Source organism: Acutalibacter intestini (assembly GCF_034334985.1).
In the GTDB taxonomy this organism is placed as follows: Bacteria; Bacillota; Clostridia; order Oscillospirales; family Acutalibacteraceae; genus Acutalibacter; species Acutalibacter intestini.
This window is the reverse complement of record NZ_JAWXXL010000061.1, coordinates 1-13,946: the sequence shown is the minus strand read 5'-3', so window position 1 is coordinate 13,946 and position 13,946 is coordinate 1. Positions and strand designations below refer to the sequence as shown.

At 44.9% G+C, this 13,946-nt stretch carries 17 protein-coding genes and 1 pseudogene; all 18 read left to right on the top strand.

All coding sequences use genetic code 11. The features are described from left to right. Positions 1-491: 491 nt before the first annotated feature. The 18 genes and pseudogenes from U8U68_RS20695 (at position 492) to U8U68_RS20610 (ending at position 13,746) form a co-directional block, all read left to right on the top strand. On the top strand, positions 492-1,115 hold the full coding sequence (locus tag U8U68_RS20695) for a VanZ family protein (RefSeq protein WP_322204199.1): 624 nt from the start codon (positions 492-494) through the stop codon (positions 1,113-1,115). Positions 1,116-1,161: 46 nt separating this feature from the next. Then, positions 1,162-1,605, top strand: a complete 444-nt coding sequence (locus tag U8U68_RS20690) for a hypothetical protein (RefSeq protein WP_322204197.1) — start codon at positions 1,162-1,164, stop codon at positions 1,603-1,605. Positions 1,606-1,715: 110 nt separating this feature from the next. Beyond that, entirely contained in the window at positions 1,716-2,333 is a 618-nt protein-coding gene (locus U8U68_RS20685; RefSeq protein ID WP_322204195.1) for a hypothetical protein, read from the top strand. A gap of 260 nt (positions 2,334-2,593) precedes the next feature. Then, on the top strand, positions 2,594-2,971 hold the full coding sequence (locus U8U68_RS20680) for a hypothetical protein (RefSeq protein ID WP_322204193.1): 378 nt from the start codon (positions 2,594-2,596) through the stop codon (positions 2,969-2,971). 56 nt (positions 2,972-3,027) lie between these two features. Next, positions 3,028-4,173, top strand: coding sequence for a hypothetical protein (locus U8U68_RS20675; RefSeq protein ID WP_322204191.1), 1,146 nt, complete (start codon positions 3,028-3,030; stop codon positions 4,171-4,173). A 236-nt stretch (positions 4,174-4,409) separates the two neighbouring features. Then, the gene (locus U8U68_RS20670) at positions 4,410-4,835 is read left to right on the top strand and encodes a sigma-70 family RNA polymerase sigma factor (RefSeq protein WP_322204190.1); all 426 of its coding nucleotides are present in this window, start codon (positions 4,410-4,412) and stop codon (positions 4,833-4,835) included. Further along, positions 4,832-5,074 carry a helix-turn-helix domain-containing protein gene (locus U8U68_RS20665; protein ID WP_023347535.1) on the top strand — a complete coding sequence of 81 codons (243 nt, stop codon included), beginning with the start codon at positions 4,832-4,834 and terminating at the stop codon, positions 5,072-5,074. Before U8U68_RS20670 ends, U8U68_RS20665 begins: the two co-directional genes overlap by 4 nt. Positions 5,075-5,572: 498 nt before the next feature. Next, positions 5,573-5,734, top strand: coding sequence for a hypothetical protein (locus tag U8U68_RS20660; protein WP_023347536.1), 162 nt, complete (start codon positions 5,573-5,575; stop codon positions 5,732-5,734). A 93-nt stretch (positions 5,735-5,827) separates the two neighbouring features. Then, the gene (locus U8U68_RS20655) at positions 5,828-7,474 is read left to right on the top strand and encodes a recombinase family protein (protein WP_322204202.1); all 1,647 of its coding nucleotides are present in this window, start codon (positions 5,828-5,830) and stop codon (positions 7,472-7,474) included. 38 nt (positions 7,475-7,512) lie between these two features. Next, positions 7,513-7,938, top strand: a pseudogene (locus U8U68_RS20650) (winged helix-turn-helix domain-containing protein). Between the two features lie 214 nt (positions 7,939-8,152). Beyond that, a complete protein-coding gene (locus U8U68_RS20645) occupies positions 8,153-8,896 on the top strand; it encodes an ABC transporter ATP-binding protein (RefSeq protein WP_367575870.1) in 744 nt (247 codons plus the stop codon). Further along, positions 8,847-10,442 carry a permease-like membrane multi-spanning protein gene (locus U8U68_RS20640; protein WP_322204186.1) on the top strand — a complete coding sequence of 532 codons (1,596 nt, stop codon included), beginning with the start codon at positions 8,847-8,849 and terminating at the stop codon, positions 10,440-10,442. Before U8U68_RS20645 ends, U8U68_RS20640 begins: the two co-directional genes overlap by 50 nt. Positions 10,443-10,486: 44 nt before the next feature. Continuing rightward, on the top strand, positions 10,487-10,693 hold the full coding sequence (locus tag U8U68_RS20635) for a DUF1648 domain-containing protein (protein ID WP_322204184.1): 207 nt from the start codon (positions 10,487-10,489) through the stop codon (positions 10,691-10,693). A gap of 33 nt (positions 10,694-10,726) precedes the next feature. After that, a complete protein-coding gene (locus U8U68_RS20630; protein WP_322204182.1) occupies positions 10,727-11,026 on the top strand; it encodes an autorepressor SdpR family transcription factor in 300 nt (99 codons plus the stop codon). Then, entirely contained in the window at positions 11,013-11,660 is a 648-nt protein-coding gene (locus U8U68_RS20625) for an SdpI family protein (RefSeq protein WP_322204180.1), read from the top strand. Before U8U68_RS20630 ends, U8U68_RS20625 begins: the two co-directional genes overlap by 14 nt. Positions 11,661-11,767: 107 nt before the next feature. Continuing rightward, entirely contained in the window at positions 11,768-12,256 is a 489-nt protein-coding gene (locus tag U8U68_RS20620) for a winged helix-turn-helix domain-containing protein (RefSeq protein ID WP_322204179.1), read from the top strand. Between the two features lie 514 nt (positions 12,257-12,770). After that, positions 12,771-13,196 (top strand): RNA polymerase sigma factor, encoded by a 426-nt coding sequence (locus U8U68_RS20615; RefSeq protein WP_322204177.1) that lies wholly within the window; start codon positions 12,771-12,773, stop codon positions 13,194-13,196. Between the two features lie 319 nt (positions 13,197-13,515). After that, complete coding sequence (locus U8U68_RS20610) at positions 13,516-13,746, top strand: hypothetical protein (RefSeq protein ID WP_322204175.1); 231 nt, start codon at positions 13,516-13,518, stop codon at positions 13,744-13,746. Positions 13,747-13,946: the final 200 nt, after the last annotated feature.

Sequence of the window (13,946 nt, the reverse complement as noted above, 5' to 3'; positions counted from 1 at the left end):
TTCAAATTGTTTCCGACTGATGTCACTTGGATAGCTTTTCCTCACCTGTCTTCCCCCCTCATCCCCTCTATTTTATCACTGGACCGGATGGTTGGCTAGATACTAAACAGGTTCTAAGGACTCTGGACTGGAAGCATGGCCGTTTGGGAAAGAGAAAGGCGACTTTACAAAGCTCCTCCGGGCTTGTGCTCAGTATTGTAAAGATTTTTCGTATTCACAAGACAAAGATGGAAAAGGAAAGGAAATTTGCAATTCTATGTCTGGCTCATATCAGCGGCTTTTGGAGGCGTTTGAACAGATTGGTAAGTGTCGGGACAAGGGAGAATAAAATTCTCTCAACAAGGAGGGCAGTATCGTGAATATTTCCGGTGTATCGGCGGCAACAAGTTATGCTATGACCGTCAGAGGTGGGAAAAATTCTAAAATCCAGGACACCGAAAAAAGCGCACCCCCTGGATGTTTAAGCGTAACATAGTCTTTGGGGTGAAAGTATGACAACATTAAAACTATATTGTTTGGAAATTGCAACAATATGTTTTCCGGCGGTAATCGTCTTTCTTTGCTTTAAGCCATATAGAATAAAGGCTTTGACTGCCATGAAGTTGAAGTCCTCCCAACAGCGCGAAATAGCTCTAATTCTTTTTGTCGTTTCCATCTTTGGAATTTTAGCTTTGACGCTGTGGCCGCCATATATTTGGGAGGATACAAGTGGGATGTGGGGACATCTCCGTATATTGATTGAGCGACCCACATGGCATTCCGGGCTGAGTTTGGTTCCGTTTACTGTTTTCAAAGACTACCTGGAAGATTTGTTTAAGGGGCCGGTATTCTTTATTGTAACATTGATTAACTTTTTTGGGAATTTAGCAATATTCATCCCTATTGGCTTATTCCCTGTGCTGTTGTTCCGAGGTGCCACTTGGAAAAGGTCTGCAATCATTGGCTTTGGAATGTCCTCATTTATTGAAATAGCGCAGTATTTTATCATGCGAAACACTGCTGTTGACGATATAATTTTGAATACTGCTGGGGCAATGTGCGGCTACCTTATTTACCTGTTTATCCGAAAGCGTTTTCCAAGGTTTTCCGCTGGATTCTTGTGCCATGAGCAGTGAATAAGGGCTTCCACAATCTTTTATGGATAGTAGGCGCATTGAAAATATGACTAAAAACCGAAAGCTCCTTATCATATCCGTACTTTTATGTTTTGTGATGATTTTAGCGTGTATTTTCTTTTTACAAAATAATTCGAGCAACAAACTACTATATTCCCAAGAATATGTGGTAGGACAAGGCAACATAAAGGGAAATGTTAATATTGAATCTTTCCTCGAACGTAGTGAGTATTTTGATATTGGTGCAAACAGCTATGGATATGCGGTCTTTAAGGAGCCAAATACAGCCTTTGCAGTATTTGTTGAGTTGTATTCTGATGGAATAGAATTAGTACAAAAAGAATTTAATTTAGGGCCGCTAACAGAAACAAATTATGACGGGTACAAACAATGTGCTTTTTTGATGGCAGGAGACAGTGAGGCAGAAAAACAAGCAAGATTTATTCCTGAATTTTTAGATATATATGAAAATAGCTTTACTCTGTCTTAACAGGCGCATGGAGGCCCGCGCAGAAATGCAATCTTCTCAACCGGCTCCGTCTATTGAGACATCGGTAGATATTCGAGCTTAATGAGCAGGATTGAGGGGGGGGCACTAATATGAAAAAAATCATTGCTTTTATTCTTGTGCTACCTCTGGCACTAAGCCTTTGTGCGTGTTCCAGAGCAAGCCAGATACCATCTCTCGCAGAGATTGCAGAGAACGGTGCGGAGTGGGGCGGTGAGCAAATCCAGCAGGTGCAAGGCTGTACGCTGGCAGACCTGGAAAAAGCGTGGGGCAAGGCTGACGGCGAACTGCCTGGAGAGTACGCCTACTTCTGGAAGGTGGATGATACCACCTTGGTAAATGTGTATTACCACAAAAATGCGGAGATTGAGCGTATCACTGTCAGAGATTTGCAAGATGGAGACAGTACAGATGGAACCGGGACAACTTTCATTGAACAGCCAAACTATCATATTGAAAATATTGTTGACCGGACAAAATCTGAGGGGCTTCCCTATGATATGGCAGAGGAAAAGTTTTTTGAAGATAGCGACAACGAATACTATTTCAGTGGGATATATAGCCATTATGTTATTGTTCACTATGAGGATGGCAGTCAAGAAGATGTAGTAATTGCTCTGAACGCTGGGAGGGCTACAATCTCTGATTTAGATAAGTTTGAAGTGAGTTATATTGTTAAGCCTTTATCGCCAGTAATCCCGCAAAAATGAAATCTTCTCAACCGGCCCCATCTATTGAGACATCGGTAAATATTCGCGCTTAATACAAGGCTGTGCAATAGGATTTGGAACACGTTCAAACAGAGTATTGGCAACGACGCAGAGTAAACTCCGTTTTCTATCAATTTAGTCCCCTTTACTTTTTGTGTTGTTTGCCAGAGACTTTGACAATTTGACATACCACAGGTTGAACCAGAAATTGACCACGATATAATTTAGAGCAACAAATCGCGATTTGATGCGGAGGTGAAATGATGGTGAAGAAGAAAAAGGCATTCATTATAGGCGTTGTTGTTTTAGTGGTAATTGTTTTTGCGCTTAACCTGAACGTCTTTGTGGTGAAGAAATTCATTAAAACATACACTTATGCTGAACTTGAAAATCGAGGTTACACCGCACAGGATGTTAGTGAGATAATAATAAAGCACTCTTATTTAAATCGAATTCTTAGCTATAACGAATGGATAATTTCTGTAGAGTTTAAGAAAGAGCCTGATGTTCTTTTTCGGTTCACATATCGAAATGATAAAATTATTTTTGAGGGAGTAAGTTCCGAGCCGATGCTTGATAAAGAAGAGATTTTGGATTATTCGGAAAGGTTCAAAAACGGAACTCTATTGTTAGAATAAATTTCGATTTTTGGACAGTTATTCATAGCTATATTTTTAATTAGGAGGATTTCATTATGTCTATGCCAACAATTTTGCCTTCGGGCCAGCTCCACCCAGATGCGCTTAAAGGCCCCTTTGTCAAACATATCAGCAGCACCCCCGCCGCCACGGGCGAACGTGGCGAAAAAGTGACCGGCGATGCCATGGCGGAACGCTGGAAAGAGGAGGAGAAACGGGCCAATGAATATTGGCGGGAGCACCGGGATGAGGCCATCGACCTGACACCCCAGCTTGGCGGCAAGCGGGTGGATTCCTATGATGGCAAAACCATTGTGGAGAATAAGGGTATGGGGTTTATTATCGAGACGATCCAGCCCGGTGTTTTTACTGCTGAGGACGCGAACAAGTCAGCTGCATCCGGCGGAGCTACCCACGGTTTCTTCTACCGCGAGACGGATTTCCTGTTCAGCGCCGCTCAGGAGTACACCGCCCTTGGCGGAAACGAGGTATTCCGCCACCGTAATATTAACGATGTGAATTTTGTCCGGGACACGCTGGACTTCTTCACCGACGGGGATTACACCCAGGCGGACGTGAACCGTATGCAGGATCAGATGACGGCGGTGGTTCGGGAACTGGCCCAGCAGATAAAGGACGGCGGATCGCCGGATTTGAGCAAGGTAAAGACCACCCTGACTGTGGGCGGCGGAGAGGTTTCTATTTCCCAGCTTCTTGAGATGCAGAAAACAGGGCGGGAGTTGTCGGAGTCCTTTAGCGGGATGACCTCCGGCTCCCTGACCGGCCATAACATTGAGGCGTTTGCAGAAATGGGAATTGCAAAATCCCTGGGTAACTACTATGGCAGCGAAAAAGGAGCGATTGGGCAGATGTTCTCCAAAGGCATCGACCGGCTGTATGAAAGGGGTATGGCACAGCTTGAAAAGGCGGACGCCTGGGTGAAAACAGTATCTTACGCTGCCGGAACCTCCAGCAATCGGGATGCGGTGAAAACCGAACGGAATATTGCTGACTTGTTCTCCAAGCTGAATACTGGAAATAAGAGCGGCCTTGTCCAAAGTTTTTCTTCTACACTGACACAGGCAAGAGCGCTGGTACAGCAATATTGCAGTCAGTACAACCTGCCGACCTCCCATGTGGGGCTGGCCGGAGCTACGGTGGGGATCGAAAAGTTTTTCCAGGCGTGGATGGAAAAACTTTAAGCAAGTGGAGATCCGCATAATCTCATTTAAGAGCGGGACGGTTCTTGCCGTCCCGCTCTTTGCATAACACATTACTCGAAATTTGTCGAAGAAATACGTCTCACCGTGAGACGCATTTTCAAAAAATGTCGCTTTATATAACCTTTTCGGAAGTTTTGGGTGTTCCTGCGGATAATGAGCAAAATCCGATTTTCACGGATATTAAGGAGTAGAGGGACAAATTAGGAGTTTTGCTTATGAAAAGATTTGAACGATTTAACGAAATGATATTTGAATCTTACTGCATGAAATCTGTCCTCAACGCCATCAAAAAGGAACGAAATCGGAAAGACGCGCGGGGAGAAGTGGAGCAGTCCCTGTCCACACTGACAGATGCGATATTGTACGCCTTGTCAACAGAGGATGATGAGATGATTCAGGTAGAGAAGCCGCATCAAATTTTTTGCGTTCATGGAGGAAACATCCCTATTTATGATCCAAAGCTGTCCTGTGCTTTGTCCCACTTGATGCCCGCAGACCGGGAAATCGTGTTGCTTTACTTTTTCAGAGAGCTGACAGACGAAAAAATTGCGCCGCTGGTACATATGAGCCGCCCAACCGTCTCCCGACGGCGAAAAGCCGCTACACGGCGGCTGCGTGAATTGATGGAGGACACATCATGAAATTAGTCCCTTTTGCCGTTATCCAAGAAGCCAAAAAATTTGACACCGAGGCTGTCGAATTTGTGTTTCGGCATTTTGCGGGCTTTATCGCAAGCAAATGCCAGAGGCACTACACGGACGAATACGGAAAAGAACGCTCCTATGTGGATGATGACCTCCGCTATCAGGCAGAAATCGCACTGTTCAGAGCTATCGCCGGTTTCCAATTCAGAGAGCCGCCCGATGATTTTATGCCATAACATTTCCGTTTGGCAGGAGTGCGCCGTGTGCGGCAGGACGCATCCCTGCGGGCCGGAAATGGCCTATACCACTACAACTGAATAGGGCAATCAGATACATTCTGTATGCGCGGAGCCGGGCGGCGGGTACGCAGGGAGACTCCCCCGTGAAAGGAGGCAGGACATCGGGAGGACGGAGCGAACAAGGCCAGCGCCGCAAAGCAGCTATGGCACAGCAGCGGGCCACGAACCGCATACAGGCATGATGATACTTGCGTCGGCTATGCGTCACAGCGTAGGACGCCCCGCCACGGGAATGGGGGGAGGCACGAAAAATCCTATGGAGCGGCTTTGCCAGCCGCCGTCTGAACCTGCCTTTGCTTTATATCGTGAACAACTGAATACAGCACCGCCCGACGGTGCGAAATTTGTCGATAATGCGTCTCACCGTGAGACGCATTTTTCATTGGAAATACGTCTCACGGTGGGACACATTTCACAAAGGAGTGTGCTTGACAAATGGCAAATGCAATCCGAACGGCACAGCCGGGAATAAAGACGGAGATTAAGATCGGCAATACGACCTACATAGTAGGCGGGTATTTTGCCCCCCAGGGTGTCACCGTTTCAGAAAAAATAAAGCGTTTACTTGACAAGGAAACCAAGCGGAAAAAGCAGTAAAAACTTGTCGAAAATTTGACGTTTTCCTTGACATTTAGTATAATATAAGTGTCACAAGGACAAGAAATGGTGACTGCCGGATTGGAGGCTATGATGAACAGGCAGTACAATAACCAGGGCAAAAAATGGACAGCCCTTTATGTCCGGCTCTCCCGCGACGACGAGAACGAGGGGGACAGCAACAGCATCCAGCACCAAATCGAAATCCTCACCAAATACTGCAAAGACCATGATATTTCCCGTTATCAGATTTATAAAGACGACGGATTTTCGGGTACAAATTTCAAGCGCCCCGGATTCTTAGATATGATAGGGGATATTGAGGCTGGGCTGGTCAATATGGTGATTGTCAAAGATATGTCCCGGTTTGGCCGCAACTATCTGGAGGTGGGGCTATATACGGAAATCCGCTTCCCTGAGATGGGCGTCCGCTTTATCGCCGTCAATGACGGAGTAGACAGCGACGATCAGATGGGTAACGACTTTACCCCGTTCCGAAATATCATAAATGAGTGGTACGCCAAGGACACCTCGAAGAAGATACGGGCGGTATTCCGCAATAAAGGTATGTCGGGCCAGCGGCTGGCAGTAAACGCCCCCTACGGCTATATAAAGGGCGAGGACGGGCATCTGTTGGTGGACGAGGAAACGGCCCCTGTGGTGGAGTTGATTTTCCAGTTATGCGTTGAGGGCAACGGCCCCGGCAAGATTGCCCGGATGCTGAAGGAGCGGGAAATCCCGACGCCTGGGACAATCACGTTTCAGCGCACGGGCCAGACAAGCCGCTACTTTCCGGACGACCCCTGCCGCTGGAACGCCGCGACCGTCCAGCGCATTTTGGAGCAGGACACCTATTTAGGCCGGACAACCAATTTCAAAACCACCAAGCTCTCCTATAAGAGCAAAAAGACGGTCATCAATTCGCCGGATAAATGGGCGGTATTTGAGGGCACCCATGAAGCGATTATCGACAAGGAGACATGGGAGATTGTGCAGAAAAGCCGGGAACACCGCCGCCGTCCAACCAAGATGGGAGAAATGGGGCTGTTCTCCGGGCTGGCCTATTGTGCGGACTGCGACGCGAAGCTGTACCACCACCGCAGCATTACGTTGACGAAAGAGCAGGAGAGTTACATCTGCTCAAACTACCAGTCAAGAAAGAAATGTACTGCCCACTATATCCGGGCCGTGGTTTTAGAACAGCTTGTACTCCAAAATCTCCAACGTGTTGTTGCCTACGCCCAGGAGGACGAGAACGAGTTTGTGCGGCGCGTGATGGAGAACAAGACCGCCGTACAGAGGGCAGAGCAGGAGCAGGCCAAGCGCAAGCTGGAAAAGCAGGAGCGGCGAATCAGTGAGCTTGACCGTATCATTCAACAGCTCTATGAAGATCGTGTTTCGGGGGCGTTGAGCGCGGAGCGGTTTGCAAAGTTATCCGGGGGCTACGAGAAAGAGCAGAAGGAACTGAAGCAGTCCGCAAAGGAATTGCAGGCTATTGTAAACACGATTGAAACCCAGGCCGTCAATGTGCAGAGCTTTCTGAAGATTGTGCGGAAGTACACCGCGCCGACGGAGCTGACCCCGGCCCTGTTACGCGAGTTTGTGGAAAAGATCGTTGTCCACGCCCCGGACAAGTCCAGCGGCCATCGCACCCAGCGGATTGACGTGCATTACAATTTCATTGGCGAAATTGATTTTTCCCCGGAATACAGCCAGGTTAGCAGACAGACAACCGCATAACGCTACTGCATCATGCGGTTGCCTACCATATTCCTGAAATGTTCTTTATGCGTACTGTCCATTCAGAAAGTAAAAATTCTGAATCTGATAGTGTCCTTTCTCCATGCTATCCTGCCTTTTATGGTCAGTATTCCATTCCAAGGCAATCAGATCAGCCATTAACAGAGATCCAGGAGGGCGATTTGTACTTCTGCTTGGAACAGCGCCTTGTTACTGTTCGAGGCCAGATGATTTCGCTAACTGTTAAGGAATTTGACATTCTTGCTTTGCTTATACAAAATCCAAAACGGGTGTTCACCTATGAAATGCTGCTGGATCTGGTATAGCATGAGAACTACACCTACTATTCCCGAAAGGCAATCAACAACCATGTAAGCAACCTGCGAAAGAAAATCAGGATTGCCCCAGATCTGCAGGATTATGTGAAAAGCGTCTATGGCGTGGGCTATAAATTTGAAGTATAGGAAGGGTGCGGTATTCTCTGCCGCACCCTTAAATTTTCGTATTTGTTTTACTGCATAAATAGCCTCTTGTTATATATGAAAAAAGAATTGCAAAATAAATTCATAGCCAGAGGCTACTTCGTGTATTGACATTTTTCAAATATGATGCTATACTGAAAACAACCAATTAACCAAAAGGTTAAAAGCTATGAAGGAGGTGTTCTCCTTGTTGAATGTGTCCAGCTTGTCTTTTCATTACCAACCACAAGTCCCTGTGCTGACCGATCTCACTTTTTCTGTGCTGGATGGAGAAATCGTTGGCCTGTTGGGGAAAAACGGAGTTGGAAAAACCACAACCTTAAAGCTGATTTTGGGATTACTACCGATTGAAAAAGGCTCTATCTGCCTTGGTAATTACTCTCTGGAGCTGAACCCCATGCAATACAAGAAACAAATCAGCTATGTTTCTGACAGCCACGATATATACAACAATCTTACGGGAAAGGAGTATTTGAATTTTATAGCGGATATGTACGAAGTACCTTCTAAAACAAGAGGCACAATTTATACTCCGCTGATAGAGGCGTTTCAGGTTGAAAAATATCTGAACAGACCTATCAAAAAATTATCTCATGGGACAAAGCAGAAAATTGCTATTATAGCTTCACTGGTGAACGATCCCCTTCTTTGGGTGTTAGATGAGCCGATGACGGGACTGGATGTAGAAGCGGTTCAGGTCTTGAAGAAATTGATTCAATCCAGAGCGTCCTACGGAAAATCGGTTCTGTTTTCCTCTCACATATTGAAAATTTGTGAGAACCTATGTGATAAAATCGTCATTATGCAAGCTGGCATGATTAAGAAAACAATCAAACTTCGAGATAACCCTTCCGAAACTTCTTTAGAGGATATTTATATGGAGGTGGTTAATGATGTACCGGTGGGCAAAGATCTTTCAATTAAGCAAAGCAATCAGTAAGATCAATTTTAGCTTTTTGAACTTCCGATACAAATTAAAAGAACGCCCTGACGCCTACGTTATTGTGCTGAGTTGCTTTGTTTTAAGTATTATAGGCGTGTTCTATTACTACTATTTCCAAATGCTGGGACAGCTTTATGATGGACTTTCCGAGTTGGGGCTGGGAGCATTGTTTTGTCGGCTTGCACTGTTTGTGGTGGCAATGATACTTTCAATCGCGAGCGCCTTCCTGCTGGTCAATGTTTTCTGCTTTTCAAAGGATACAGAACACTTGTTGCTATTTCCTGTGAGGCCATGCGACATTTTTACAGGCAAGTACATTACCGTAATCTTGTTTTGCTATGGGATTGAAATTTTACTGCTGCTTCCCGTGTGTATAATTCAAACACAATATATGGGAGAAACTTCTGCAATAATCACATACATCTCTGCGGCAGCAATACTTCCTCATGTTGTTGTGTTCCCTTTGGCGGTTCTTGTGACAATATGCTTGAAATTTGCCATGCTTCTGAAACGCATGAGGACACTGCTGGTGGTTGCAGGAATCATAGTGTATTTTGCGGGCGGCATGATTGGCAGTCTATTATCCAATGGACAAATAGATGAAAAACGAGACTTATTGAACTGGGTTAATGATTTCATTGTACCATTCCCATTCTATAATCAGTATATCGGTTTTCACCCCGCACTAAAACTGCTCTGCATGATACTTGTTGCGGTATTTATCGGTGGCTATTACTATTTGAGCTATCTTGTAATCGGAAAGAAATATGCCATCTATGATAAAGAGGGACGGATTCGCCTAACGGCGACGAAATTCAACTCATTGCCAAAGCTGAGAAGTTATTTTAAGAAAGAGTATCAGACTTTTTTCCGTAATCCAGTATATGTCATAAATGGATTGTTTGGGATTTTTATTACCCCTTTTTTACTGCCGCTGTCTTTCCGGATCAGCGCAACTGCAGAAAGTATAGAACAAATAAGACGTTTGGTATCTGCCCCGGAATTTTCCTTCTATGCGGTATTATTTGCGATTGCGGTCATAGTCCTTACATCCACAATCAATGTAGTGGCTTCCAGCAGTTTTTCCAGAGAGGGCGCAAGTTTCTGGATAGCGAAGATTATTCCGTATCCATTAAAGCAGCAAGCGTTTGTGAAAGCCCTGTTTTCTACAAGTATCTCGATGATGGGGATTATCATAAATTGCTTCATATTTAAGGCTTACTTTCACTATGGCCTTATCCAGATTGGAGTAATTGCTCTTGTTGGCATATCATTTGCAGCATTATGGAACTTGATCGGAGTATGGATCGACATGAAGCGGCCCAAATTGGAATGGACAAATGAAACAGAAGCGATTAAGCAGAATGTTAATGTGGTTTTATCCATTTTGCTTTGCATCGCAATTTCAATAGGATATATATTTGCGGTTGCAAAAATGCTTCAGAATGGATTCCCTGCCGGGGGCGTTATAACCTTTCTGTTGTGCAGTGTATGTATTCTAATTTTACTTGTGTGTAAAGGAATTGCTTCATATCAAGAGTAATTGCCTTTCAAAATATGTCAATCAATCAAAAGGAGGAAGAAGCTATGAGTAAGAAGAACTTGATCCTTGTGGTGCTATTGATCGGAGCCTTTGTCATTTTGTTTGTGGCAACATTTTTTCTTCCAGACAAGATACCTTTCCATTTTGATGCAAATGGTGAGGCAGGATGGTATGCAAGCAAGTATTTTATTCTGCTGCTTACGCCGGTTCCGTATTTGATTTACCATCAATTTACGCGCAAGAAAAAATGAATACAGTATTATTGAGAAAGGAGATTCATTTAGATGACTACTGTATTCAAAGCTCTATCTGATGATACCAGACGACAAATCCTAAAGTTGCTTGCGAATGGTGATATGACAGCGAAAGAAATTTCTGAAAACTTTACAATTTCAAAGCCTGCCATATCAAAGCATCTTGACATTTTGAAAGAAGCAAGGTTAGTGACAAGCGAACGGACGGGGATGTCCGTTACTTATTCCCTGAATGCTTCTGTATTGCAAACAACTTTAGGCGCATTTTTAGATTTTTTTGATACGAATAAATCGACAGGAAAAGAGGGAAATGACAATGAAACTATATAGAAGCCTGAATATGATATTCTTGATTATATTCATCATAGGGACGGTTCTGTGCTTTAAGTACCTTCCCAGTGAAATCCCTTTGTTCATGCAAAGCTCTTCCCGCTGGGTTTTTATCGGGATTTGTTTCGTTCTTTTGTTGGCGTTAGCTATTGTGGCATTTTTCCCTCATAAAATCTCCAAAAGCGATAACAAAGTGAGAAATGATGTTACTCTGACTGCGATTAACCTCTTGGGGCTTGGAATTTTTCTTTTCTATTTTGTCACGGTAGCTAAATACTGTGGTTTGCAGATGAATTACATGAAAGGCATAGTGCTTATCGTGGGAGGCTTAATGGTATTGGTCGGGAATTTGTTACCACAAATGCCTTATCGTAGCTGTATTGGGCTCAAATTGCCTTGGATTTTAAAGGATAAACTATGCTGGCAAAAAACGCATCGGTTTGCCGGATACACGGCAATTCCTTTTGGGATTATTCAGTGTTTACTTGTCTTGTTTGTGCAAAACAATAATCTTGTATTTTTGTTGGGAATTGGTCTTTGGATTATAACTGTGTGTGTTTATTCCCTGGTTGCTTTTTATCAGAGCAAGGGAAATTTGGGAAAGTATAGGTCATTAGATAGTAATAACAAGTAATAATAATATTTGGCAAGTCTGCTATTCTTGCTATTCAGTGTGAAAGAGAAAGCAAAGCAAAAATATATGATATGGAAAGAAGGTATAATTATGAGAAATTAGCCGTTTTGGACTTAAAAGATTCCGGCAGGCAGATCGGTGAAAAGCTGTTTACCCTGCTTTCTGCTATCCAAAAGAAGGAACTGGCTCAGTTTGTTCGTGACTATGAGGCTGGCAATATTCCGGCTGATGTCTCCTGTACAACACTCTTTCGAGGCCAGTATTTTATCCCACCGCAGGCCGATCAACCCTTGACAGAAGTCCGGGAAGGTGATTTATATTTCTGCTTGGAGCAGCGCCTTGTTACCGTGCGGAGCCAGGTAATTCCGCTGACGGTCAAGGAATTTGAAATCTTTGCTTTGCTCATACTGAATCCAAAACGGGTGTTCACTTATGAAATGCTCCTGGATCTGGTATGGCATGAGGATTACACCTACTATTCCCGGAAAGCGATCAACAATCATATAAGCAACCTGCGAAAGAAGCTCCGGGTTGCCCCTGACTTGCCGGATTATGTGAAAAGCGTCTATGGCGCGGGCTATAAATTTGAAATATAGAAAGGGTGCGGTATTCCCTGCCGCACTCTTAAATTTTCGCTTTTTCTTCTGTGTGGATAACGCCTGATTTTGTCATATATTGTTGATTAAATTCAGTAAATCCGTGACACTTCTGGAAGAATTATAGCATTTATCCCTATATAATGCCCCAAAATGAGGGAGGTGGACATAATAGGTAACTCTGCTCTCCTTCACTAAAGGAGGGCATGGAAAATGCTGCCGAGGTCAGAATACCGGCCTCGACATAGCCGGTCATATAAAAGAGATTCAAACCCCGTAATCCTGCGATGGATTGCGGGGTTTATCCATTCGACAGGATTTTGCATTTTCCATTCTGCTCCGCCAGATAGTGACGGAACACGACTGGCGCAGCTTACCACTGTACGGTGGGCGCTCCTTTTTACAGATAAGGCGCAGGACAAGCCTGCCGCCGGACTTGTGCGGTGTAGATCACCGCCCCTCTGATTTCGATTTGCCCATTAACCCACTCAAAAATCGAAATTGGAGGATTACCATGAAAGAAATCAATCTGCGGGAATTTTACCCGGAAATATATAAAACGGATCTGTTTATCAGCCTGCCCGATGAGGTCGTGGATGTGCTGATAGAATATCAGCGGAAAGAAATGGCTTACCGCCGCCGTACATACCGGCATAAGGCATTCCTTTCTCTTGATTATGGGGATGATATTGAACGCGAAGCTGTTCTTTTTACCCCAACGCTGCAGGAGTTCGTAGAAAGGCACCTGGAGGAAGAACGGATGTACCAAGCTATTTCTTCGCTGCCGGAAAAACAGCGCCAGCGTGTGTACGCTCATTATATTCTCGGCATTACACTGATGGATATTGCCAAGATGGAAGGTGTTTCTCTCCATGCTGTCTATGAAAGTATTCAGCGCGGGCTTCGGCGTCTGGAAAAAATTTTAGAAGAAAATTTCTAACCCCCCTACAAATGTACCCCCGAAAATGTCACGACTTATAGAAGGACAATTTTGGGGGACAATGCCATTTCGGTGAGTGAGAACCTTCAACGGTGCCACACCCACCTGTATATGCAGACAAGCTCCCAGCCCTTCATCTGGACCTTGAAAACTGCATATACGGTGCCATTAGGTACTTTCCCTGTATTCCGAGCGGCAAATGGAGCGGCGCGATGACAGGCGGCTTTAAGGAGGTGATGAAACCCAGCCGTCCGAGCGATCTACGCTATCTATTGATCTGGCTGTGGCAGGCCAGACGCGATGACTGATACAGGGTATAATGATACTTTCTCACGACCCGTCAAAGACTTGGGGGGAGTCCCTTCTGTGTTCGTTAGCTCTGGCGAAGCGACGGCACAAGCAGGGCTATGATGCGGTAAAGCTGACCGCAGCCTGTGGCATCCCCGGCCCGGAAAAGGGCCTGCCGGGGGGCGTGGCAAATACGGCAAGTTACCTAAAAACCATCTATGCCGTTGATTTGATTTTCGAGCAGCGGCATGGATTCCTATAAAATCGAAATCAGATACCATGAGGCCGGGCCGCTCTTTTTGTGTGTCCGGCCTTATTCATGTGATTTTGATGATCCAGTATGAAAAGAAAGCCTGCAAATAAAAAGTCAAGCCCCTTAAGCCAAAAATATGAAAGGAAGCGGATGGAAAAAGTGAATACAGCAAACAGACCGCCGCCCAAAAGCGGCAGTCAGGAAGAAAA